The following is a 24,381-nucleotide window of genomic DNA, read 5'->3' as shown; positions in this document are numbered from 1 at the left end:
AAGAACCGATTCTAATTATAGTGCTGCAAGGCTTAAGCAGAAGCCTGCAATTGTCGCTGCCATAAGGTTAGACAACGTACCTGCAAGAACAGCTTTAACACCCATGCGAGCAATGTCACTACGACGGTTTGGTGCAAGGCTACCTAGACCACCAAGTAGAATCGCGATAGAAGAAAGGTTCGCGAAACCACATAGTGCGAATGAGATGATAGCTGTTGTCTTCTCAGACATTACTTCACCAGTTGCCGCGATTACTTGAGCGTTTTCACCTAGGTATGGTGTGAAGTTCAAGTAAGCAACGAATTCGTTCACTACGATTTTCTGACCGATGAATGAACCAGCAGTTACTGCTTCAGCCCATGGAACACCGATTAGGAATGCTAGTGGAGAGAATGCGTAACCTAGGATTAGCTCTAGCGTTAGTTCTGGCATGCCGAACCAACCACCGATGCCACCTAGCATACCGTTGATCAGCGCGATTAGACCAACGAATGCGATTAGCATTGCACCTACGTTAAGCGCAAGTTGTAGACCAGAAGCCGCACCGCCCGCTGCTGCGTCGATTACGTTTACTGGTTTGTCGTCGCCGCCGTCCATCGCTTCTTCGATACTTTCGTGAGGCTGGTCAGTCTCTGGGTGAAGGATTTTAGCGAATAGTAGACCACCTGGTGCCGCCATGAATGATGCTGCTACTAGGTACTCTAGTGGAACACCCATTGAAGCATAGCCCGCTAGTACACCACCAGCAACAGAAGCTAGACCACCACACATTACCGCGAATAGCTCTGATTGAGTCATTTTTGGAACGAATGGACGAACAACTAGAGGTGCTTCTGTTTGACCTACGAAAATGTTTGCTGCTGCTGACATTGATTCCGCACGTGAAGTGCCCAGCGCTTTTTGTAGTGCGCCACCAAGAATCTTGATAACCCATTGCATAACGCCAATGTAGTAAAGAACTGAAATCAGTGCAGAGAAGAAGATCAGTGTAGGAAGAACACGGAATGCGAAGATGAAACCGCCGCCGCCGAATACTTCGAACATCTTGTCAGAAACAAGACCACCGAACAGGAATGATGAACCATCGTTACCGTAGTTGATAACGTTAGAAACACCTGAAGAGAAACCGTTTAGTAGATCACGGCCCCAAGGTACATACAGAACAAATGCACCTAATGCGAATTGGATAGCGAATGCGCCACCCACAGTTCTTAGATTGATAGCTTTTCGGTTATTAGAAAATGCCACTGCAATCGCAAGAAGCACTACCATACCGATTAGGCTCATAAACAGGCTCATAGTTTATGACTTCCTTATAAGTTATTTATTGGCGTGTTACAAAATGGAGCTATAAAGCGGGAGCAATTATACTCATGCAGAATCAATTAAAGTAATGCCAGCCTCACACTTTCCTATAAGATTCATGATTGATTCAGCCAGCTTTGTGAGTTAATTCACAATAAGCAGGAAAACGTTTTCTATTTCAAACCACATCTTTAGATTTTATTCACATATCGAGAAAGCAAAATTGCTATTTTTCCATAACTGAGAGGCAATCGATTGCTTTGAGCCGTTATGCAACTCTACGAGCTCATTAAAGACATGAATGAGTTTGGCTGGGTGATTCGACTCCCCTTGATATCCAAGTATAGGCATATCCGGTGCATCTGTTTCGATCACGAGATGTTTGAGTGGTAATTTTTGAATTGCGTCGCGCGTTTTCTTCGCTCTTGGGTAGGTGATGGTTCCTCCTACACCGATAAAAAAACCTAATTTGACCCACTCCATTGCTTGCTGATAACTCCCAGAGAAAGCATGTAGCACACCTCCCCGAGGGAGCTTCGCCGCTTTAACCATTTGAATAAGGCGATTGTGCGCTTTTCGGCTGTGTAAAATAACTGGGAGTTCGAAGCGTCTAGCCAGTTCAAATTGAACTTCAAGTGTCTTTTCTTGCAACTGTGGGTCAACATCAATGGCAAAATCTAGCCCACACTCTCCTATTGCCACGCACTGGGGAACATTTTGTTTTAGATAATGTTCCAATTCAGCAAAGTGCTGCTCGACGTTATCTTCAAGAAAATACGGATGAAACCCAAGGGCGTAATACAAATTGGCATGTTGATCTGCCAAGGTTTGAATACGAGCCCAGTTTTGAGGTCCCACTGAAGGAATCAGAATTCTTGTCACACCTTGCGTTTGAGCTAGCTGAAGTTGATGTGCAAAGTCACCTTGGAATACATCAAAGTCAAAGTGACAATGGGTATCAAAGAGCTTCATCTTGAGACTTTTTATCTGTACCGACAAACTGAGAATCAGAAAATAGCAGAGCTTCACTGTTCTCTTCATTTTGATGGGCAGGATCTTTTCGATACGGAACGCAGCTGCGTTTTTGATCGGGGGTTAGCCCCATCTCCTTGCACCAGTCGTCGTAACGCTTCAATCCTCGTTTAAACCAGTTCATATCTCATCCTTATAAAAAACGCCCTTGGCTAAGTTTATAGCCAAGGGCGTTTTAAAATCTAGTTTGCGTTAAAGCTTACCCAAACCGCTTTTTGATTAGTGCTCACGCGTCGCACGGAAATCAATATCAGGGAAACGCTCTTTCGCCAAGTTTAAGTTAACCATTGTTGGCGCAATATACGTTAAGTTATCACCACCATCCAATGCTAAATTTGCTTGGTTCTTACGTTGGAACTCATCCAGTTTCTTCGCATCATCACACTCAACCCAACGCGCAGTTGCAACGTTGATGCCTTCATAAATCGCTTCAACGTTATATTCAGACTTCAAACGAGCCACAACAACATCGAACTGAAGTACACCAACGGCACCAACGATCAGATCGTTGTTTTGTAGTGGACGGAATACCTGTACCGCACCTTCTTCTGATAGTTGCACCAAGCCTTTTAGTAGCTGTTTCTGCTTTAGTGGATCTTTCAAGCGAATACGACGGAACAGTTCCGGGGCGAAGTTCGGAATACCAGAGAACTTCAGTGACTCACCTTGAGTAAAGGTATCACCAATCTGGATAGTACCGTGGTTATGCAGACCAATGATATCACCCGCGTAAGCGTGTTCTGCACGTGAACGGTCACCAGCCATAAAGGTTACTGCATCAGAGATACTCACCTGCTTGCCAAGACGAACGTGGTTCATCTTCATACCCTGCGTGTAAGTACCCGATACAATACGCATGAATGCGATACGGTCACGGTGTTTCGGGTCCATGTTTGCTTGGATCTTGAATACGAAACCAGAGAACTTCTCTTCTGTCGCTTCAACTTCACGCTCAACCGCTTGACGCGTTTTCGGTGCTGGTGCCCACTCTGTTAGACCGTCTAGCATGTGGTCTACACCGAAGTTACCTAATGCGGTACCGAAGTAAACTGGCGTCAGGTCACCTGTTAAGAACATTTCCAAATCAAACTCAGGGCAAGCACCCATAACAAGCTCAAGCTCTTCTCGAACACTTTCCGCAAGGCCTGCACCGACTTTTTCATCAAGCTCTGGGTTATCTAGACCTTTGATGATTCGAACTTCTTGAATCTCATGACCGTGACCAGATTCGTATAAAATCGTTTCATCACGGTGAATGTGGTACACACCTTTAAATTCTTTACCACAGCCGATTGGCCACGTGATAGGCGCACACATCATGCCCAATTCGCTTTCTACTTCGTCCAATACTTCCATTGGATCACGAACGTCACGGTCAAGTTTGTTCATGAAGGTCACGATTGGCGTATCGCGTAGACGGGTTACTTCCATCAGCTTCCGAGTACGATCCTCGACACCTTTCGCAGCATCGATAACCATCAAACACGAGTCGACTGCCGTTAGAGTACGATATGTATCTTCCGAGAAGTCTTCGTGTCCAGGAGTATCAAGTAGGTTTACCAGGCAATCATTGTAAGGGAACTGCATCACAGACGTGGTTACCGAGATACCACGTTCCTTTTCCATTTCCATCCAGTCTGATTTTGCGTGCTGTGCATTACCACGACCTTTAACCGTACCTGCTTTTTGAATCGCGTTTCCGAATAAAAGGACTTTTTCAGTAATGGTGGTTTTACCCGCATCCGGGTGAGAAATAATAGCGAACGTTCTACGTTTAGACACTTCGCTCAGAAAAGGTGTATTTGACATGAAACTGGTCTTCTTTGATGTCTGAATGCTTGCTCGAAGAGCAAACACGCTTTTTAGATTCAATATTGCGCGGTATTCTCGCTTATTATTGCCTCAGGGGCAACTGATCGCTTTAGGGGCGACTTCCCTTATGGGATGCGTTAACGTTAGTGAAAGAAGAGATAACTCATGATGATCGCATCTTCTTTTCCCGTGCCAGTTTTCGCAGGGTAATAGTTATGGCGTCGATCAACTTCATTGAATCCAGCTTGTTCATAAATATAAATAGCAGGCTTATTACTCTCTCGCACCTCAAGCCAAGCACTCTCCGCTTTTGATTGCTCACAATGTTCTAAGAACGCATCCAACAGTTTTTGACCATAGCCTTTACCCTGAAGATGCGGCGCGATAGCAATATTCAGCAACGTAACTTCACCGACAATATTCTGCGCATAGAAGTAGCCAATCACCATCTCGCCATCGAGCATCACATGATGACATGCTCCACGGCTGGATAAATCACGTACCAAAGACTCTGCCCACGGATGCGAGTGTGCTTGCTGCTCAATTTGCCAAACTTGATCTAAGTGCTCAGCGCACATTGGTAAGATTTTAGTTGTCATTATTTACCTAGGGGTTCATGTGCAATACCAATTGCAGTAAAACGGGGATTAATGCTTATTTGCTCGAATTGTTGTAAGAACAAATCTGTTGCCAAAGTGCACGTTTTTGTTGGGTATTCCCATCCACATCTTGCAACAATGGCGATGTCAGCGGTTTAGTGTCAGGCAATACTTCGGCTTCACACCCTGCAAACCAAACCCACTCAAGCTCGTGCTGGCCAAGTAATGGAAATCGCTCTGGCTCAATATGTAACGCTTGGTCAAGCGTTAACTTCATACTCTTTAGGATGTTTTCAAACAAAACTGCCGTCTCATTCTCTGGACATACCGGAGAGATCAACAGGAGTTTGCAAGAACTTTGCAAATCGATTTTTAGCGATTGGTAACCTGCCAATCTATCTGGATGTACCAGCTCCCATGTGCTGATGCCCATTTCGTGTAAATACTGTTTCTCGTTAATTGACATTTTCCGTCACCTATTTGAACGAGGGCAATCCTAACAAATAATCGTGATTATACCTAAAGGACTTCAAGGAACACCTCAATACATTGGAATGATTGAACTGTTCTGCCTATGACAATGGCCACACCGTAGGTATAACATATGAGGTACATTATGAAATTCTTACCTACACTGCTGCTTTGCGCACTGGTAGCCACCACCAGCATAAGTGTTTTTGCTAATAGCAGCGATGAGTGGGAGCTGATTGCAACGAAAACCGTCAAATTCCAAACAGAAACGGATACCGTGACACCAAATAGCCTATTCCGAAATCGCAGCTTCAGTAAAATTAAACTGAAATGTGTGCAGGGCACAGTAGACATTAACGACTTAAAAGTCGTGATGACGGACGGTAGTGAGAAAAAGCTAACCTCTATGGGTGTGCTAACAAGTGGATTATCGACTCGTGCATGGAGCCTTCCTGGCTCAAAAGAAGCGAAGCTAAAACAGATTGAAATGACTTACAGTAGTTGGGGCAGCAGAAAACTCAATGTTTTAGGGCTAAGTAAGAAAGCAAAAATAGAGGTTTGGGGTAAGAAGAAAAGTGACCAGTCGTCTTAACCTCCCTATCTCAGTTTTCAATGAACTAAGAAAGAAGCCCACTGAGTTAGTGGGCTTCTTTCATTTACAGTTCAGAGAACTCTGGCGCGTAATCTATGCGTCCGGAGTGTCCGGCACATTGACCTTCGACCAACTCTGCGATACGAAATGCACCTTTAGGAACATCCCAAGCGCATTCGAATCCCATCTCGTCGCATGATTGAAAGCCCTGGCGCGCGTAATAATCAGGATCGCCCAACACCACACACACTGGATAGCCAAAATCACGAAGTGAATCAAAACCTTCTTTGATCAACTCTGCAGCGATGCCTTGGCGACGGTAATCTTCATGAACAGCCAATGGCGCCAGCCCTTGCCACGACAAATCTTCACCATTTAAGGTCACTGGGCTAAATAAAGCATGGCCTATTACCTCTCCCTCATCTGTACACGCGACTAAGGAAAGTGTGAATTTGCTGTTTTCGCGCAAACGCATCACAAGCTTAGCTTCAGCTTCCGTCGGGAAGGCGTGTTTCAATAAGCGGTCAATGGTAAGAATGTCCGCAGGGGCTTCAGTTCGAATAAGCATTCGCTACTCCGGTTGGTTGTGCAGGCGCTTGAACTCCTTTCTGAACAAAATCAGCCAATTGATTCAAAGCGACTTGCATTGCTTTCGGTAACTGCTCTAAGTCGACACTGTCCATTAAGTTTTTCACTTCTAAGCCAAGCTCAGTATCACCTTCAATTGAAAGGCGACGTTGGAAGAACAGTGTGTCAGGGTCTTCTTTACGACCAGCAATCAGTACTAGGTCGTTTAGATTACCACTAAAACTCACATCTTCCTGAACTGGTTTTTCAGCTACCACTAATTTTTCGTCTTGATAGCTGATGTACCATGCTAAGTTCAAGTCTTTAATCGCAACTTTTAACCACTTGTCTTCAAGGAACTCAAAGTCACCATCTTCCAAGGCTTCTTTAAACACCATTTTTAGCCCTTCCAGCAATGCTTTTTGCTGAATTGGCTGTGGTAATAACTGGACTGGAGAACGCAAAATGTTGGCTGCGTTCTTTACTAGTTGACTGCGAATCTTGTTTAACACGTTCATTATCCGTTACTTTGTCATTAGGTTGCCTATATTAAGCAATCGTGGCAATGAGATTACTGTTATGTATCAATAAAGTGCTTATTTTAGATTGGTGGATTATTGTTCACTAACGCTTCTTTTTTTGAAGTTACGTGTATTATTGATGCGAACAGGTGGATAAACACTTTTACAACCGTATTTTCAAAGTTATAGTTATCTGAGCGTATCCATGTGATTGTCGACTGTAAAGTTAAAACCGCGAGCCCTTTAATGGCAAGCGATACTGTGACTTGATAGTAGACCGCCGCAGGCTTATCAGGGTGTCGCTTTTTATACACGGACGAATAATCTGGCTCATTGGAGATCGGTAATACCCTAATGCCTTCCCAGCAATTAAAACATTGGTTTGCCACGCTAACCTCAAATAGCCCTTTCTTCTTTGCCATTCTTGATAAAAAACACAATTATCGAATGGTAAGTGACCGTTACTGCGATATCGCAGGTTTAAGTCATGAGGAAATCATCGGCTTAAACGATTGCCAGGTACTGGGCGAGCAGTTTTATAAAAAGCTGGCGCCCTACTATCAGCGTGCATTCAAAGGAACGCATGTCGAAGCCGAAATCACCCTCGATGAAACCGACCTTGAAACCAGCCTGCACTTTAGTCTGTCACCGGTTTTTGAAGGTAACGAAATTCGCTTTGTCGTTTTTCACGCTGTGGATACTTCAGAAAAGCAGATCCTCGTACGCTCCTTAGAGGAGTCCGAAAGTAAATTTGCGAAATTGACACAACTACTGCCTGACGGTCTGCTGCTTATCGAAGATGACATTATCATCTCTGCCAACCCTGCATCAGCACGCCTTCTGGGACTGAACTCTCCCCATGAGTTGCTAGGCGAGGAGCTCAGCCGTCTATTCATCGATGAAAACAGCAAGAAAGTGTTTAGTCATCGTTTGAGTGCATTAATTTCTGACAAGCCGTTTGTTTGCTTAACCAGCGCGAGATGTGGCTTTGAACGAAAAGTTCAGTTACACGCAGATTCTACGGCGATATTAGGCAGCGAGTCTCAAATCATCTTGATCCAAGACGCTGACGATACACCCAAGAATTTGTCTTCTGCATCGAATGAAGACATACACATTGATTCGCTCACCAAACTCTACAACCGCTTTGGCTTCACCAAACGTTTGGAACAGCTGATCAAAAAGCAAACACCGCTTCTGGTGTTCTATTTGGATATCGATAACTTCAAAAATATTAATGACTCACTTGGTCACCACATTGGCGATAAAGTGATTCAAGAGGTATCGGCCCGTCTTAAACGATTACTGCCAAATCAAGCGATTATTGGTCATTTGGGTGGCGATGAGTTTGGCGTCATTCTGCCAGAACCAGAAAATACCCGCATGGCTGAAATTTTGTCAGATCGCATTATCTCGTTGATCAACCAGCCTTTCGATTTACACCACTTCAGCAAACGCCTTGCGTGCTCAATTGGTAGCGTTCGTTACCCTGAAGACGGGCAAGATGCGCGAATCCTGCTACAAAATGCCGATACTGCGATGTATGAAGCCAAAGATCGTGGCCGAAATCGCCTGATCAAATTTAACGACCAGATGAACAAAGAAGCGCGCATGCGTTTGTGGCTTGAAATCGAACTGCAAAAAGCATTGCAGCAGAACGGTTTGGAGGTGTGGTATCAACCAAAGGTTAACGCGCGTGACTTCAGCATTAACGGTGCCGAAGCGCTCGTTCGTTGGAAACACCCTGTCGAAGGTTACATTAGCCCAGGTTCATTCATTCCTGTCGCCGAGCGTGCAGGGTTAATCGAACACCTTGGACGCGTCGTGATGCGTGATGTTTTCAATACGGTAAAACGTTGGAAACAACAAGGCATACTGCCAGGTCGTGTCGCTATCAACCTCTCTCCCGAGCAATTTGGTAATCCACAGCTGATCGACTTTATGGAAAAGTTACTTCGCACTACCGAGCTTGACCCAAGCTGCATTACCTTCGAGCTAACCGAAAGTGCCGTGATGAGTGATAGCGAACATACACTGCAAATGCTGAATGCGATTAAGAAGCTGGGCTTCGCCCTCTCTATCGATGACTTTGGTACTGGTTACTCTTCCCTTTCCTACTTAGCGCGCTTCCCTATCGACGAGCTGAAAATCGACCGCGCGTTTATTAACGATATCGACACGCTACCCAAACAGGTCACTGTGATTGAAAACATCATTAATCTGGGTAAGTCACTCGACTTGACGGTCGTTGCCGAGGGGGTGGAAACCCACCAGCAAGCTACTTTGCTCTCTAACCTTCAATGTAATGCGATTCAAGGATTCCATTTTTATCGCCCACAGCCAAAACATGAAATTGAAGAGCTGTTTGTACAGAATCGTCGTCACAAGAACTAACCCCGACTCGATACCCTTACTCTCAAGGGGTAAATATCGACTTTATTGAGCTAAACCTAACTTAGGTCAATTTCGCTATTCATAATTCTTCATAAAATGCGGACACCTTTTTATTCTCAATGATTGTGAGCATATGGAACTCTTGTGTCCCGCGGGTAACCTGCCTGCGTTAAAAACTGCGATTGATTGCGGTGCCGATGCCGTCTACATTGGCTTCAAAGATGATACCAACGCCCGTCACTTTGCTGGCCTCAACTTTAACGGCAAAAAGTTAGAAAAAGCGGTGCAATACGTTCACGACCGCGACAAAAAAATTCATGTCGCGTTGAATACCTTCGCTCATCCCAATGGCTTTGAGCGCTGGACGAACGCGGTAGACAATGCAGCGGCATTGGGTGTGGACGCGCTGATTGTTGCAGACATTGCAGTTCTGGAGTATGCAGCTCGCAAATATCCCGATCTGGAACTACATCTTTCAGTGCAAGCATCAGCGACCAACATCGCAGCCATTGATTTTTATAAACAGAACTTCAACGTAAAACGTGTGGTGCTGCCTCGCGTCTTATCGATTCATCAGGTGAAGCAGCTTTCGCGCAACATCACTAGCGATGTCGAGCTAGAAGTCTTTGCTTTTGGTAGCCTTTGTATTATGTCCGAAGGCCGTTGTTATTTGTCATCATACATGACGGGTGAGTCCCCAAACACTGTGGGTGCCTGTTCTCCTGCCAAATACGTTCGTTGGCAAGAAACTGATCAAGGCCTTGAGTCTCGTCTAAATAATATCCTAATTGACCGCTACTGCGCAGGAGAAAACGCAGGCTACCCTACGCTCTGTAAAGATCGTTTTGAAACAGAAATTGATGGTGAGAAAAAACGCTATCATGCTCTGGAAGAGCCAACCAGTTTGAACACCCTTTCGATGCTGCCAGAACTGTTTGCCGCTAATGTCGCATCTGTAAAAATTGAAGGGCGCCAACGCAGCCCAGCTTACGTAGAGCAAGTCACTCGAACATGGCGAGCCGCGATCGATCGCTACCAAGCCAACCCAGAAGCTTACCAAGTTGAAGCCGCATGGGATGCGACGCTCGCAAATGTGTCGGAAGGAACGCAAACCACCTTAGGTGCTTACCACCGTAAATGGCAGTAGAGGTTAAGATGGATAACTCAATGAAATACGCACTTGGCCCACTACTCTATTTTTGGCCAAAACAAGATGTAGAAGCCTTCTACCAACAAGCAAAACAAAGCTCTGCAGACATTATTTACCTGGGTGAATCGGTTTGCTCTAAACGCAGAGAAATGAAATCAGCCCACTGGTTGGAAATCGCTAAAGACTTATCTGCCTCTGGCAAGCAAGTCGTTATCTCTACGATGGCGCTACTGGAAGCACCGAGTGAAGTAAACATCATGAAGAAGTACATCAATAACGGTGACTTCGCCATTGAGGCTAATGACGTATCGGCGGTTCAATTAGCATCAGAGCATAAAGTGCCTTTCGTCGTTGGTCCTGCAATCAATACTTATAACGCACACACGCTCAACTTATTTTTGAAGCAAGGTATGGTTCGCTGGTGTATGCCTGTCGAGCTCTCTCGCGAATGGTTAAACGATACTTTAGTTCAGTGTGACGAGCTTGGTATTCGTAACAAGTTTGAAGTTGAGGTATTTAGCCACGGTTATTTACCTTTAGCGTATTCCGCTCGCTGTTTCACAGCCCGAGCTGAAAACCGAGCGAAAGACGATTGCGAAACCTGCTGTATCAAATACCCAACAGGAATCCAGGTCAGTAGCCAAGAAGGGCAAGAAGTCTTTAACCTTAACGGTATTCAAACACAATCAGGGTATTGTTATAACCTGATCAATGACTTACCAAGCATGCAAGGGCTAGTTGATGTGGTCCGCTTAAGCCCTCTCGGTGTGAGTACACTTTCTGAGTTAGAGCATTTTCGCTCAAACGAGCATGGCGACAACCCTGAAAAACTCGAAAGCCGCCAATGCAATGGCTATTGGCATCAGCTAGCTGGCTTAGAAGTAAAAAACATTTAGCTCTCCAAAAAAGAAAAGCGAGGCCCAACCTCGCTTTTCTCTATCAGCCATTGTTAACAGGCTTGCACTGTTGGCTCAGCCGAAGTTTCGTTTAGCAGCTTTTTCACATCCCGCCACAACATACTGACCACGACTAAACTCAGCGCAATATTGGACAATGGGAAAGCCAGCCAAATGCCTGTCACGCCAAACAGTTTCGGCATAACGAACAAAAACGGTAGTTGAACCAACATGTTGCCGAGTGTCACAAACATGGCTTTGCTGCCTTTGTTTACCGATTGGTAGTACGCAGCCGCCACGACTAAAAAGCCATCTAGAAACAACGCAAACATGTGTAAACGAATCCCGATCACCGTGCTATCAATCAACTGTTGATCAGCATTGTTAAACACCGAGACCAACTCGTACGGGAAAAGGTTCATCAAACCAACAAACGCCACACCACCAAGCACAGATGTCCCCATTGCGACTTGCAGTAATTTCCTGACGTTCGCCTGGTTGCGCGCCCCGTGATTGAAACTCACTAGAGGTTGCATACCGTTCGCGATTCCCTCTGCAATCAGATAGTAAACCGTCACGATATATCCCAAAATGGCATACGCCCCTATTAACATTGCACTTCCGTACTGAGCAAATAATGCGTTGTGCATTGCCACCATCACAGAGCCGTACGCGTACATAAAGAAGCTAGATGTACCGATCATTATAATCTTTGGTGCAACATCAACTTGAACCTTAAAGTCACTGATTCGAAGGCGTAAGGTCGCTTTTGAAGTAAAGAAGTAACCAATACCAAGCACGGTTACCACCAATTGTGCCAGCGCTGTAGCAATGGCCGCTCCGGTTAACTCCCACCCTAACCAAGCAATAAATACGTAGTCTAATACAATATTAATGACGGCACCGATGACCATCAGCATCGTTGCTAAGTTCGGGCTGTCGTCATTGCGTAAAAGAAATGGAACCGCGATAGAGCCTAGCGTAAATACGCACGCGACAATCAGAATATGCAGATATTGTAGCGCGAGTTCAAACACTCGCCCTTCCGCCCCCTGCCAACGAATAAATTCATCGGAAAAATAGAACAATATGGTAGCAACGACCGGCATCAATATCGCTAACAACCCCAATCCGGTCGTTAAAATACGCTTCGCGCCCTCATGATCGTTTTCTCCTTGCTTAATCGACGTTAGCGCACCAGTCCCCACCCCAATCATCATCCCTATACCGAGGATAGAACCGATGATCGGCCACGCAACATTGATCCCTGCTAATCCGTCAGCACCAACATAACGGCCAATAAAAATGCCATCAACTATTTGATATAAACCGTTCACGAGCATTGCTGCGACGGTTGGAATCGTATATTTCCAAAACTGTCTATAAATTGAGTTTTGCATGACTGCCACCAGTAGTTAGCAAAGCTAACCATTTAATTAGCAAGGCTAACTAAATGGTTAAATTAAATAAAAGAAAAATGAAACACCAAAGGCTAATGCGTACAGCAGAGGCCTTTGGTTTAGTTTAAAATGACTTATTGCTCAATGCTTTATTCAGTAAAGCTTGTAACTGCTCAGCTTCTTGCTGATTTAATTGTTGCATCATTTGTTCAGAGATATCTTTGTAAACCACCTGCTCCAAAGACATTTTTTCTGCGACTTCTTCTGTCAGCAATACACGCTTAGCACGGGCATCCTCATTACATGCGATGCGTTTCACCAAACCCTTTTTTTCCAAACGAACAACCATTGTCGATGCGGAAGGCTTAGTCACTTGCAACTCTTCTGCAAGATCGGTTATTCGTACACCCTCAGGGTAAACCTGAATCACACGTAAATAATCGAACTCATTAAAGCTTAGATGTGATAACGGATCTTCTTTGGCATAAACACGCCAAGCTTTGGCGCAAAAACGCTCTAAATCAATCAAGCTTTCTTCTAGTGCCATAAAATCCACCACCACTTAGTTAGCAAGGCTAACTATTTTAAATGAGTCACTCATCAAGTTCAATCATAAAAAAAGCCGCTCTCATCGAGCGGCTCTAAATCATTCAATTTCCTGCTTCTTAGCAGCCTTTAGCTTGGCTAATCTGTCTTGCTGTAATTGATCGTAGATTTGTGCCAGCTCCAAGAAGGAATACCGATGCTCAACATAATCATAAACGTTGAACGAAATCGCGAGCTTATAAAGTGAGATGGCACTTGCGATGTCACCTTCAAGCTGATTACGCTTTCCAAGGTAGAAATACGTTTCCGTCAATCGTTCAGCTAGGCGATAGTTCTCTCTCGTTCCATCCATAATAGCTTTAAGAGCGTCTTCGTCCGAGACGTCTCGTAGCATGATAGCAACAAGAACCCATCCCCACTCTTCACTACGATCTCGTAAATAACGCTGTTGAAGATTGGCTTTTGCTTGCTCTGGATTTTGCTCAGCTTCGATGATGTACAGCCATAATGAACGAAAAGGATCCGTTGGCATTTCTTGATAGTGCTTGGTCATATCTTCTAAAGCGAGATCGATTCGGCCACCATAATACAGTGCAATCGCACGGTTGCGCTCAGCATAGGTATTATCCGGAGCCAACTCTATGGTCGAGTCAAACGCTTCATAAGCCGCGTCAAACTCCCCCACTTGGGTGAAATACACCCCCAAAAGATTGAAGATATCCGGTTGAGCAGGATTCAACTGCAAAGACTGGTTAAAGTCCAAACGGGCAAGATCACGCAAACCAACGCTATCGTAGTAGCTACCGCGCTCATAATGCATTTTAGCGCGTACTTCATCACTGAGATCAGGACGTTGTAGCAACTGCGATAAACGCGCGATTTGTACTTCTTGTTGAACGCTAGGCTGAAGTGGCACCGCCATCGGTGGATATAGCCACTTTTGTGCTGATTGCTGAGAAGTATTTGCACAACCGGTCAGCGCGATAGCAACACATAAACTTGCGGTTTGAAACCATTTCACTAATTGATACTCCTGTTTGGACCGCTCAAAATTTATTTCTCTTAATGCAATATAGGCGATAACCTCGTTTGAGGTTAATGCGTCGAAATAAACCAAAAAAAGGGGAGCGAAAATGCTCCCCTTTTATAACATGCTTTCAGGCCCTTAATCTAATAAAAGGCTGAAAGTCTCATTTTGTCTTACTCGTCTTTCGCAGCTGGTGCTTCAGCAGCAGCTTCTTCAGCTGGCTTTTCTACCGCTTCTTTCATGCTTAGACGTACACGGCCTTGGCGGTCGATTTCAAGAACTTTAACTTGAACTTCTTGGCCTTCAGCTAGGTAGTCAGACACTTTCTCAACACGTTTTTCTGCGATTTGAGAAATGTGTACAAGACCATCTTTGCCTGGAAGAACCGTTACGAATGCACCGAAGTCAGCTAGACGTGCAACTTTACCCGTGTAGATACGGCCAACTTCAACTTCAGCAGTGATCTCTTCGATACGGCGGATAGCTTCTTTCGCAGCAGTGCCTTCAGTTGCAGCAATCTTGATAGTACCGTCGTCTTCGATTTCGATAGTTGTACCAGTCTCTTCAGTTAGAGCACGGATAACTGCACCACCTTTACCGATAACGTCTTTGATCTTCTCTGCGCTGATCTTCATTGTGTGAATACGAGGAGCAAATTCAGAGATGTCTTCACGAGCACCAGAGATAGCTTCATCCATTACAGATAGGATGTGCTTACGTGCACCTTGAGCTTGGTTAAGCGCAATTTGCATGATCTCTTTAGTGATACCTTCGATCTTGATGTCCATTTGAAGTGCTGTGATACCAGTGTTAGTACCCGCTACTTTAAAGTCCATATCGCCTAGATGGTCTTCGTCACCAAGGATGTCAGAAAGAACAACGAAGTCGTCGCCTTCTTTAACAAGACCCATTGCGATACCCGCAACAGAAGACTTGATTGGCACACCTGCGTCCATAAGCGCAAGAGACGTACCACATACAGAAGCCATTGAAGATGAACCGTTAGATTCAGTGATTTCCGATACAACACGTACTGTGTATGGGAACTCATCTACTGATGGCATTACTGCAGCGATACCACGTTTAGCCAGTTTACCGTGGCCGATTTCACGACGCTTAGGAGAACCTACAAAACCAGTCTCACCTACACAGTATGGAGGGAAGTTGTAGTGCAGTAGGAAGTGATCTTTACGCTCGCCTGTTAGCTCATCAATGATTTGAGCATCACGCTGAGTACCTAGAGTTGCCGTCACGATAGCCTGAGTTTCACCACGAGTGAATAGCGCGCTACCGTGTGTACGAGGAAGAACACCAGTGCGTACATCTAGTGCACGAACCATGTCTTTTTCACGGCCATCAATACGAGGGTTACCCGCGATGATGCTACGACGTACAACTGTTTTCTCTAGATCATGGAAGATAGTGTGGATTTCTTTTGTATCCGCTTCAGGATCTTCAGCTAGAAGAACTTCATTTACTTCCGCAGCGATCTCATTGATACGGTCGTAACGAGCCATCTTCTCAGTGATTTTGTAAGCCTCAACAAGCTTCGCTTCTGCTAGCTCAGCAATCTTATCTTTAAGCGCTGTGTTTTCTTCAGGAGCTACCCAATCCCAAGCAGGAGTTGCTACTTCTGCTTTGAATTCATTGATAGCTTTGATAGCAACTTGTTGTTGATCATGACCGTAAACAACCGCTGCTAGCATTTCTTCTTCAGTTAGGTTGTCCGCTTCTGATTCAACCATCAGTACGGCTGATTCTGTACCAGCAACAACAAGATCAAGCTTAGAAGTTTCTAGTTCAGTTTGGCTAGGGTTAAGTACAAGCTGACCATCGATATGACCAACACGCGCCGCACCGATAGGGCCGTTGAATGGAATGCCAGAGATAGCAAGAGCAGCAGAAGTACCGATCATTGTAACGATATCAGGCTGAACATCTGGGTTTACAGACATTACTGTCGCGATAACCTGAACTTCGTTTTTAAACGCGTCTGGGAATAGCGGACGGATTGGACGGTCGATTAGACGAGCTGTTAGCGTTTCGCCTTCAGAAGGACGACCTTCACGCTTGAAGAAACCGCCTGGGATTTTACCTGCAGCGTAAGTACGCTCTTGGTAGTTAACCGTTAGTGGGAAGAAGTCTTGACCTGCAACGGCTTCTTTTTTACCTACAACAGATACGAATACAGACGTATCATCCATTGTGACCATAACTGCTGCTGTAGCTTGACGTGCAATAACGCCAGTTTCTAAAGTAACTGTGTGGTTACCGTACTGGAACGTTTTAACAACTGGTTTTTCGAACATTGTTATTCCTTGTTTCTAATCTTCCTTTAGTGCTAAAAGAAATCTTAGATGTGTTAATTGACACTCAAGACATTACGAATCGCGACTAGTAAAAAGAAACTCGGAAATTCCTTTTGAATAGTCGCGACCTTTTGGTCGACGTGGTTGACTGTAATGCTATGAGCTTTTGAGAAAACCTCTTACGAGGTTTAGCCGCCAGTATTATAACGGCATAAGTCTAATTTGGCTAAATTTAGGCAACAAAAAAGGGGCATAAAGCCCCTTTTTAGACAAACTGCTATGCAGTCGCTGATTAGCGACGTAGGCCTAGACGTTTGATTAGGTCTTGGTAGCGAGCTAGGTTTTTACCTTTTAGGTAATCTAGAAGCTTACGACGACGAGAAACCATGCGTAGAAGACCACGACGGCTGTGGTGATCGCCTTTGTGCGCTTTGAAGTGACCTTGTAGGTGGTTGATAGAAGCTGTAAGTAGAGCTACTTGAACTTCTGGTGAACCAGTGTCGCCTTCGCCTTGTGCGTATTCTGCAACGATTGCTGCTTTAGTTTCTGCATTCAGAGACATAATTCTCTCCTAATAAGAGTAGGTTTAAAGTTGTAGCAGCCAATCTCTGATTCAGCCGCTACGCGAAGCGCGGATTATAGGGAAATTTCCTATCTCGTGCAATATAAAAATACCGACACTCAGGTCGGTATTTTCAATCATTTACTTGGATGCGATGTCATCTCGGAACACGACCAATCGCTTAGGAGCGATTTTGCCATCTTCGTTCATTTCGCCAACGCCAATAAACAAACGCTCTTCACCCATGGTAAGGCGAAGTGAGCCTTCGGTAGGCGCACCAAATACTTGAACAGGTTGCCCATGCTGAACCATATCCGCCAGTTCAGGCACTAAGTTGACTTCTGGTAAGTCTTCTACCGCTGTATCCATTGGTAACAGCAATGGGTCCAGTAGTTCTCGAGGCGCGCGTTCTTCACGGTGTGCTTGCTCTAGTAACTCATTCAGTTGCTCAAGTGTCACCATCTTCTCGTAAGGGTATTTCGCAACACCAGTGCGTCGAAGCATAGTTACGTGCGCACCACAACCTAACATTTCGCCTAGGTCATCCACGATGGTACGAATGTAGGTGCCTTTTGAGCAATGCACTTCCATCTCGACTTCATCGCCTTCAAAACGATGAAGAACAATCTCGTATACATTGATCTTGCGAGCTTCACGCGGAACTTCGATGCCTTTGCGAGCGTATTCATACAAGGGTTTCCCTTGATATTTCAACGCTGAAAACATGGAAGGTACTTGATCAGATTCGCCACGGAACTTCTCAATGCACGCTTCTAGCTTGTCTAACGTAACATCGATTGGACGTGTCTCTACAACTTCACCATCCGAGTCAGACGTGTTGGTACGTTCACCAAGCTTTGCGATCACACGGTAGCGTTTATCAGAATCTAGAAGAAACTGAGAAAACTTCGTCGCTTCACCCAAGCAAATTGGCAGCATGCCTGTCGCTAATGGGTCCAAGGCACCAGTGTGGCCTGCTTTCTCAGCAAAGTAGATTCGCTTTACTTTTTGCAGTGCATCATTGGAAGAGATGCCTGTTGGTTTGTCCAACAGTATAACGCCATTAATTGGACGACCTTTACGACGACGAGCCATTATTCTTCGTCCTCACGACCAGAGTCTTTTTGCTTTTTCTTGTCTGAGCTTACCACTTCAGACACTAGGTTAGACATACGCATACCTTCAACAAGCGTATTGTCATAATGGAAGCGGATTTCTGGTGTTAGACGCAGGCGAATGCGCTTACCTAACATCATGCGAATGTGCACTTCGTGCTCACGTAGTGCAGCTAGACATGATTCTGGTGTTTGCTCACCCACACATAGGAAGGTTACAAATACTTTTGCGTAAGCAAGGTCACGAGAAACTTCTACGTCTGAGATCGTTACCATGCCAAGGCGTGAGTCACGAACTTCACGTTGAAGGATCATCGCTAGTTCTTTTTGCAGCTGCTGTGCAACGCGCTGCGTGCGGCTAAATTCTTTTGACATATCTTTACTCTTATATAGAAAGAATGGGGGGTTGGTCAAAGCCAGCCCCCCATGGTGTATTCAACAACCAATTACTACTTATCTTTCAAAGACAATATTAGTAATTTTAGTCAATTAGTCTAGAGTACGTTTAATTTCAACGATTTCGAAGACTTCGATTTGGTCACCAACGCGAACATCATTGTAGTTCTTAACGCCGATACCACATTCGTAGCCATTCTTAACTTCTTGAACGTCATCTTTGAAACGACGTAGTGACTCTAGTTCACCTTCGTAAATAACAACGTTATCACGTAGTACACGGATTGGGTTGTTACGCTTGATCACACCTTCTGTAACCATACAACCAGCGATAGCGCCCAGTTTCGGTGACTTAAACACGTCACGAACTTCAGCAAGACCAATGATCTCTTGCTTGAATTCTGGAGCAAGCATACCGCCCATTGCTTGTTTAACTTCGTCAATCAATTGGTAAATGATTGAGTAGTAACGTAAGTCAACAGCTGCGGCTTCTACAGCACGGCGAGCAGAAGCATCTGCACGAACGTTAAAGCCAAGGATGATTGCGTTTGAAGCTTCCGCTAGTACTACGTCAGTTTCCGTAATACCACCAACACCAGAACCAACGATGTTCACTTTAACTTCGTCAGTAGATAGCTTAACTAGTGAGTCTGCGATTGCTTCTACAGAACCTTGAACGTCTGCTTTAAGTACAACGTTAAGTTCAGCAACTTCACCAGCAGTCATGTTAGAGAACATGTTCTCTAGTTTAGATTTCTGCTGACGAGCAAGTTTCACTTCACGGAACTTACCAGCACGGTAGTTAGCTACTTCACGCGCTTTACGCTCGTCACGAACTACTGTTGCTTCATCACCTGAAGATGGTACACCTGAAAGACCTAGGATCTCTACAGGGATAGATGGGCCAGCCGAAGTAATTTCTTTACCTAGCTCATCACGCATTGCACGAACACGGCCGTATTCTTGACCACAAAGAACGATGTCGCCTTTGTTTAGTGTACCTGATTGAACAAGTACTGTTGCAACTGGACCACGACCTTTATCTAGGCGAGATTCAACAACAACACCAGATGCCATGCCTTCAGCTACAGCTGTAAGTTCAAGAACTTCAGACTGAAGAAGGATTGCTTCTAGAAGACCATCGATGTTTGTACCCTGTTTAGCAGAGATGTGAACGAACATGTTCTCACCGCCCCACTCTTCAGGAATAACGTCGTATTGAGCAAGCTCGTTCTTAACGTTATCTGGGTTCGCGTCTTCTTTATCGATCTTGTTCACAGCAACAATTAGAGGAACGCCTGCCGCTTTCGCGTGCTGAATCGCTTCTACTGTTTGTGGCATTACGCCATCGTCTGCTGCAACTACAAGAACAACGATATCTGTCGCTTGAGCACCACGAGCACGCATTGCAGTAAACGCTGCGTGTCCAGGAGTATCAAGGAACGTGATCATGCCGTTGTCTGTTTCAACGTGGTACGCACCAATGTGCTGAGTAATACCACCCGCTTCGCCAGAAGCAACGTGTGTGCGACGGATGTAGTCAAGTGTTGACGTTTTACCGTGATCAACGTGACCCATGATAGTAACAACTGGAGCACGTGGAACTGCTTCCGCGTTAGTGTCACGGTCAGATAGTACCGCTTCTTCCAGTTCGTTCTCTTTACGAAGAACTACTTTATGGCCCATTTCTTCAGCAACAAGTTGTGCTGTTTCTTGGTCGATCACTTGGTTGATAGTCGCCATAGCGCCCATCTTCATCATTACTTTGATAACTTCTGTCGCTTTAACCGACATCTTGTTAGCAAGTTCTGATAGAACGATCGTTTCGCCAATTACAACGTCTTGCTTAGCAACCGTTGCTGACTTATCAAAGCCATGCTGCATTGAAGTCGGTTTAGCAAGTTTGCCTTTACGACCTCTACCGCCACGTTGGTTGTTACGGCCACCGCGAGCTTGGTCGTCTTTACCTGAAGCTTTTTTCTTCTTACGACGACCGCTCTCTACTTTGCGATCTGCTTCATCTTCGGCTTCACGTGCGTATTGTGAAGTCGTTACATGGTAATCTGTATCTTCCATATCACCCTTTTTCTCTTCTGCAGCAGACCAACGCTCTTTATTCTTTTCAGCCAATTCGCGAGCTTCTTCAAGCTTGCGCTGACTTTCCTCTTCAGCCTTACGCTTAGCTTCTTCTTCCTGACGACGTTTAAGCTCGTCGGCCTCTTTTCGCGCTGCTTCTTGCTTAATTTTCTCTTCAGCATCACGCTTTGCTTTTTCTTCAGCATTGCGTTGTGCATTCGTATCTACGTCTCGCTTCGCTTTTTCTTCAGCTTCACGTTTCGCTTTTTCTTCCGCTTCACGTTTTGCAGCTTCTTCAGCTTCACGTTTTGCAGCTTCTTCAGCTTCACGTTTTGCAGCTTCTTCTGCTGCACGTTTTGCTGCTTCTTCTGCTTCACGTTGTGCTGCTTCTTCAGCTTCACGTTTCGCTTCATCTTCAATTGTGCTGCGCTTCACGTATGTACGTTTTTTGCGCACCTCAACCTGAACATTCTTACTCTTACCACCACCCGCGTTCACACTAAGTGTACTACGAGTTTTACGCTGAAGCGTAAGGCGAGTCGGCTCTGAATCACCAGATTTATCACCGTGTTCTTTCTTTAGATGAGAGAGAAGCTTCTGCTTCTCTTCATCAGTAACATTGTCAGAGCTCGCCTTTTTAATGCCAGCGTCAGCAAGTTGTTCAATCAAGCGGTCGACTGGCGTACCAATCTCATCACTCAGTGCTTTAACTGTTAATTGTGTCATGCCGCTTCCTCCTTGCCGAAAATTATGCTTCTTCGCCGAACCAACAGATGTTACGTGCGGCCATAATTAGCTCACCTGCACGTTCTTCGGTCAGGCCTTCGATACCTTCTAAATCGTCAATACCTTGGTCAGCAAGATCTTCCAGTGTCGCTACACCTTTCGCTGCCAATTTAAATGCCATCTCACGCTCAAGACCTTCAAGTGCAAGCAGATCTTCAGCTGGTTCTAGACCTTCAAAAGACTCTTCTTGTGCTAGTGCTATCGTCGTTAGTGCATCTTTTGCACGTCCACGAAGCTCTTCGATTAGTTCTTCATTCAAACCATCGATTTCTAGTAGCTCGTTAACTGGCACGTATGCGATTTCTTCTAGCGTTGAGAAACCTTCTTCAACAAGAAGTTGAGCGAAGTCTTCTTCAATATCTAGGTACTTCATGAAGTTTTCAATAGATGCTTGTGATTCTTCAGCGTGTTTCTTCTGAAGATCAGCAACTGTCATAACATTCAGTTCCCAACCTGTTAGTTGAGATGCTAGACGCACGTTTTGACCGTTACGACCGATAGCTTGCGCTAGGTTGTCAGCTTCAACTGCGATGTCCATTGAGTGTGCATCCTCATCAACGATGATAGAAGCAACATCAGCTGGCGCCATTGCGTTGATAACGAATTGAGCAGGGTTATCATCCCAAAGCACAATATCGATACGCTCACCACCAAGTTCGCCAGAAACAGCTTGTACACGTGCACCACGCATACCAACACACGCACCTACAGGGTCGATACGTTTGTCATTTGTTTTGACAGCGATCTTAGCGCGAGAACCAGGATCGCGTGCCGCGCCTTTCAACTCGATAATATCTTCAGCGATTTCAGGCACTTCAACACGGAATAGTTCTGCCAGCATTTCAGGCTTAGAACGAGTGATGAACAGTTGGAAACCACGTGCTTCTGGCGCGACTTTGTAAAGAAGACCACGAACGCGGTCGCCTGGACGGAAGTTTTCACGAGGAAGTTGGTCATCACGTAGGATTACCGCTTCAGCGTTGTTACCAAGGTCAAGTACGATTGTGTCGCGGTTTACTTTTTTCACAACGCCAGTGATTAGATCACCTTCATTGTCGATGAACTGCTCAACGATTTGTGCACGTTCAGCTTCACGAACTTTTTGTACGATAACTTGCTTAGCCGTTTGAGTCGTAATACGGTCAAACGTTACTGATTCGATTTCGTCTTCTACGTAGTCGCCAAGCTCGATTGAGTCATCTTCGTACTGTGCTGCTTCTAGTGAGATCTCTTTTGTAGGGTTCTCAACGTCATCAACAACTAACCAACGACGGTAAGTCACAAACTCACCAGTTTTACGGTCAATGGCAACACGTACGTCGATTTCGATTTCGTATTTTTTCTTTGTAGAAGTTGCTAGAGCAATCTCAAGAGCCTCAAAGATACGCTCACGAGGTACCGCTTTTTCGTTCGATACCGCTTCTGCTACCGCTAAAATTTCTTTACTCATTGTATTTAGCCTCTAAGCTTAAACTTTTTTAGGGAACTAAAATTTAGGGATCAGGTTAGCTTTGGAAATGTTACTTAGAGCAAACTCTTCTTGCTGACCGTCTACAGTAATTGTCACTGTTTCGCCATCAACGCCATGGATAATACCTTTCCACTTACGACGGTTTGCTACAGCCATTTTCAATACGATGCTGACCTCGTGACCAATAAATTGCTCGTAATGTGCTGCTTTAAAAAGTGGTCTTTCTAAGCCTGGAGAAGACACTTCTAGGCTGTAAGCAACAGAAATTGGATCTTCAACGTCTAAAACCGCACTAACTTGGTGGCTAACTTCTGCACAGTCGTCCACGTTAATACCATTTTCATGGTCAATGTAGATGCGTAACGTTGAGTGCGCGCCTGCACGAATGAATTCTAATCCAACCAACTCATAGCCTGATGCCTCTACTGGTGCTTCAAGCATTTCAGTAAGTTGTCTTTCTAAACCAGTCATTTAACCACTCCAGAAACAAAAAAAGGGCTCAGAGCCCAATCAAAAAACCAAGCAGTCTCTGAGCTATTTCAAAAAGCTCAGATAACAAAAAACCCCGATAGTCGGGGTTTTATGCTGCTGGACCCTGATACGTTAAGAATAGCCAACAAATGCTTCTCTTAACTCGTAGTGTGGTTAGCACTACGCAAACTTGCCAATCTACGATTTCTTCTTAAAGAAAGAGATTGGTTGCGGGGGCCGGATTTGAACCGACGACCTTCGGGTTATGAGCCCGACGAGCTACCAAGCTGCTCCACCCCGCGTCCGACTTGCTGAGCATTATACTCGCAAACAAGTGATTTACAAGTTTGTAAATACATGGTGCCGAGAGAGGGACTCGAACCCTCACACCTAAGGCACTAGCACCTCATGCTAGCGTGTCTACCAATTTCACCATCTCGGCATCAAAACCTTACAGCTTATTGAGGAATTTCATCACCCGCAGGGGCTGGAACTTCACTCGCTGCATCCTTAACTTGTTCAACAACTGGTTGACCTAATGTTGGGTCTACCCATTGTGATTCAATCTTGTGCGTAGACATACGACCAAGCAACAAGCTAACGATAAAGAATACGGTTGCTAAAATAGCAGTTGTTCGGGTTAAGAAATTACCTGAGCCGCCAGCACCAAACACTGTGTTTGAAGCACCAGCACCGAACGAGGCTCCCATATCTGCGCCTTTACCTTGTTGAATCAACACAAGGCCAATCACACCAAGCGCTGCCAACAGGTAAATCACAAGTAGAACTGAAAACATTTTTTCCACCTATGTTCCAAATTGTTGAGCCAGCGCCGTTCAAGAGAATAAATCATAATTGAACAAGGCTAGCGACCTCCTAACGG

At 45.1% G+C, this 24,381-nt stretch carries 23 protein-coding genes and 2 tRNA genes; 4 read left to right on the top strand and 21 right to left on the bottom strand.

Features of this window, described 5'->3' with window-relative positions; genetic code table 11:
* Positions 1–15 precede the first annotated feature (15 nt).
* From FR741_RS03545 to FR741_RS03520, 6 genes are all read right to left on the bottom strand, one after another.
* Complete coding sequence (locus tag FR741_RS03545; RefSeq protein ID WP_006742377.1) at positions 16–1,299, bottom strand: NupC/NupG family nucleoside CNT transporter; 1,284 nt, start codon at positions 1,297–1,299, stop codon at positions 16–18.
* Between the two features lie 204 nt (positions 1,300–1,503).
* On the bottom strand, positions 1,504–2,277 hold the full coding sequence (locus FR741_RS03540) for a TatD family hydrolase (protein ID WP_046875041.1): 774 nt from the start codon (positions 2,275–2,277) through the stop codon (positions 1,504–1,506).
* Positions 2,264–2,461 carry a DUF5363 family protein gene (locus FR741_RS03535; protein WP_046875042.1) on the bottom strand — a complete coding sequence of 66 codons (198 nt, stop codon included), beginning with the start codon at positions 2,459–2,461 and terminating at the stop codon, positions 2,264–2,266. Before FR741_RS03535 ends, FR741_RS03540 begins: the two co-directional genes overlap by 14 nt.
* 95 nt (positions 2,462–2,556) lie before the next feature.
* Positions 2,557–4,146: a peptide chain release factor 3 gene (gene prfC, locus FR741_RS03530; RefSeq protein WP_167426272.1), complete on the bottom strand. Its 1,590-nt coding sequence runs from the start codon at positions 4,144–4,146 to the stop codon at positions 2,557–2,559.
* A 146-nt stretch (positions 4,147–4,292) separates the two neighbouring features.
* The gene (gene rimI / locus FR741_RS03525) at positions 4,293–4,748 is read right to left on the bottom strand and encodes a ribosomal protein S18-alanine N-acetyltransferase (RefSeq protein ID WP_005394641.1); all 456 of its coding nucleotides are present in this window, start codon (positions 4,746–4,748) and stop codon (positions 4,293–4,295) included.
* 55 nt (positions 4,749–4,803) lie between these two features.
* On the bottom strand, positions 4,804–5,214 hold the full coding sequence (locus tag FR741_RS03520) for a DNA polymerase III subunit psi (protein ID WP_167426271.1): 411 nt from the start codon (positions 5,212–5,214) through the stop codon (positions 4,804–4,806).
* Positions 5,215–5,364: 150 nt separating this feature from the next.
* On the opposite strand from FR741_RS03520, the gene FR741_RS03515 reads away from it, so the two are divergent.
* On the top strand, positions 5,365–5,811 hold the full coding sequence (locus tag FR741_RS03515; protein ID WP_139060315.1) for a hypothetical protein: 447 nt from the start codon (positions 5,365–5,367) through the stop codon (positions 5,809–5,811).
* A 64-nt stretch (positions 5,812–5,875) separates the two neighbouring features.
* Here FR741_RS03515 and FR741_RS03510 read toward each other — a convergent pair whose 3' ends face one another.
* Both FR741_RS03510 and ubiT read right to left on the bottom strand, forming a co-directional pair.
* The gene (locus tag FR741_RS03510) at positions 5,876–6,379 is read right to left on the bottom strand and encodes a GNAT family N-acetyltransferase (protein ID WP_047008946.1); all 504 of its coding nucleotides are present in this window, start codon (positions 6,377–6,379) and stop codon (positions 5,876–5,878) included.
* Positions 6,363–6,890 (bottom strand): ubiquinone anaerobic biosynthesis accessory factor UbiT, encoded by a 528-nt coding sequence (ubiT, locus tag FR741_RS03505; protein ID WP_005394645.1) that lies wholly within the window; start codon positions 6,888–6,890, stop codon positions 6,363–6,365. The genes FR741_RS03510 and ubiT overlap by 17 nt, the downstream gene beginning before the upstream one ends.
* Positions 6,891–7,253: 363 nt before the next feature.
* On the opposite strand from ubiT, the gene FR741_RS03500 reads away from it, so the two are divergent.
* The 3 genes from FR741_RS03500 to FR741_RS03490 all read left to right on the top strand — a co-directional run bounded on the left by FR741_RS03500 (position 7,254) and on the right by FR741_RS03490 (position 11,339).
* Positions 7,254–9,293 (top strand): sensor domain-containing protein, encoded by a 2,040-nt coding sequence (locus FR741_RS03500; protein WP_005394646.1) that lies wholly within the window; start codon positions 7,254–7,256, stop codon positions 9,291–9,293.
* Between the two features lie 133 nt (positions 9,294–9,426).
* A complete protein-coding gene (gene ubiU, locus FR741_RS03495) occupies positions 9,427–10,440 on the top strand; it encodes a ubiquinone anaerobic biosynthesis protein UbiU (RefSeq protein ID WP_167426270.1) in 1,014 nt (337 codons plus the stop codon).
* Positions 10,441–10,460: 20 nt separating this feature from the next.
* On the top strand, positions 10,461–11,339 hold the full coding sequence (locus tag FR741_RS03490; RefSeq protein WP_041853020.1) for a U32 family peptidase: 879 nt from the start codon (positions 10,461–10,463) through the stop codon (positions 11,337–11,339).
* Between the two features lie 53 nt (positions 11,340–11,392).
* On the opposite strand, the gene FR741_RS03485 is transcribed toward FR741_RS03490, so the two are convergent.
* The 13 genes from FR741_RS03485 to secG form a co-directional block, all read right to left on the bottom strand.
* Complete coding sequence (locus tag FR741_RS03485; RefSeq protein WP_161443023.1) at positions 11,393–12,739, bottom strand: MATE family efflux transporter; 1,347 nt, start codon at positions 12,737–12,739, stop codon at positions 11,393–11,395.
* Between the two features lie 124 nt (positions 12,740–12,863).
* The gene (locus FR741_RS03480) at positions 12,864–13,286 is read right to left on the bottom strand and encodes a MarR family winged helix-turn-helix transcriptional regulator (protein WP_005394653.1); all 423 of its coding nucleotides are present in this window, start codon (positions 13,284–13,286) and stop codon (positions 12,864–12,866) included.
* A gap of 99 nt (positions 13,287–13,385) precedes the next feature.
* On the bottom strand, positions 13,386–14,306 hold the full coding sequence (nlpI, locus tag FR741_RS03475) for a lipoprotein NlpI (protein WP_012841449.1): 921 nt from the start codon (positions 14,304–14,306) through the stop codon (positions 13,386–13,388).
* A gap of 179 nt (positions 14,307–14,485) precedes the next feature.
* The gene (gene pnp / locus FR741_RS03470) at positions 14,486–16,621 is read right to left on the bottom strand and encodes a polyribonucleotide nucleotidyltransferase (RefSeq protein WP_005394655.1); all 2,136 of its coding nucleotides are present in this window, start codon (positions 16,619–16,621) and stop codon (positions 14,486–14,488) included.
* Between the two features lie 292 nt (positions 16,622–16,913).
* Positions 16,914–17,183, bottom strand: a complete 270-nt coding sequence (rpsO, locus tag FR741_RS03465) for a 30S ribosomal protein S15 (protein ID WP_005380094.1) — start codon at positions 17,181–17,183, stop codon at positions 16,914–16,916.
* Between the two features lie 141 nt (positions 17,184–17,324).
* Positions 17,325–18,278, bottom strand: coding sequence for a tRNA pseudouridine(55) synthase TruB (gene truB / locus FR741_RS03460; protein WP_167426269.1), 954 nt, complete (start codon positions 18,276–18,278; stop codon positions 17,325–17,327).
* Positions 18,278–18,673: a 30S ribosome-binding factor RbfA gene (gene rbfA, locus FR741_RS03455; RefSeq protein ID WP_005394657.1), complete on the bottom strand. Its 396-nt coding sequence runs from the start codon at positions 18,671–18,673 to the stop codon at positions 18,278–18,280. Before rbfA ends, truB begins: the two co-directional genes overlap by 1 nt.
* 114 nt (positions 18,674–18,787) lie before the next feature.
* Positions 18,788–21,496 carry a translation initiation factor IF-2 gene (infB, locus tag FR741_RS03450; protein WP_012841448.1) on the bottom strand — a complete coding sequence of 903 codons (2,709 nt, stop codon included), beginning with the start codon at positions 21,494–21,496 and terminating at the stop codon, positions 18,788–18,790.
* A 22-nt stretch (positions 21,497–21,518) separates the two neighbouring features.
* Complete coding sequence (gene nusA, locus FR741_RS03445; protein ID WP_005380084.1) at positions 21,519–23,006, bottom strand: transcription termination factor NusA; 1,488 nt, start codon at positions 23,004–23,006, stop codon at positions 21,519–21,521.
* Positions 23,007–23,042: 36 nt separating this feature from the next.
* The gene (gene rimP / locus FR741_RS03440) at positions 23,043–23,498 is read right to left on the bottom strand and encodes a ribosome maturation factor RimP (RefSeq protein WP_005394659.1); all 456 of its coding nucleotides are present in this window, start codon (positions 23,496–23,498) and stop codon (positions 23,043–23,045) included.
* 225 nt (positions 23,499–23,723) lie between these two features.
* Positions 23,724–23,800: transfer RNA gene (locus tag FR741_RS03435), tRNA-Met, on the bottom strand.
* 56 nt (positions 23,801–23,856) lie between these two features.
* A tRNA-Leu gene (locus FR741_RS03430) sits at positions 23,857–23,940 on the bottom strand.
* A gap of 16 nt (positions 23,941–23,956) precedes the next feature.
* Positions 23,957–24,295 carry a preprotein translocase subunit SecG gene (gene secG / locus FR741_RS03425; protein ID WP_005394661.1) on the bottom strand — a complete coding sequence of 113 codons (339 nt, stop codon included), beginning with the start codon at positions 24,293–24,295 and terminating at the stop codon, positions 23,957–23,959.
* Positions 24,296–24,381 lie beyond the last annotated feature (86 nt).

Origin of the sequence: Vibrio diabolicus (genome assembly GCF_011801455.1) — a bacterium.
GTDB classification, from domain to species: domain Bacteria; phylum Pseudomonadota; class Gammaproteobacteria; order Enterobacterales; family Vibrionaceae; genus Vibrio; species Vibrio diabolicus.
The sequence above is the reverse complement of the archived record's forward strand: the minus strand, read 5'-3'. Positions and strand labels throughout refer to the sequence as shown.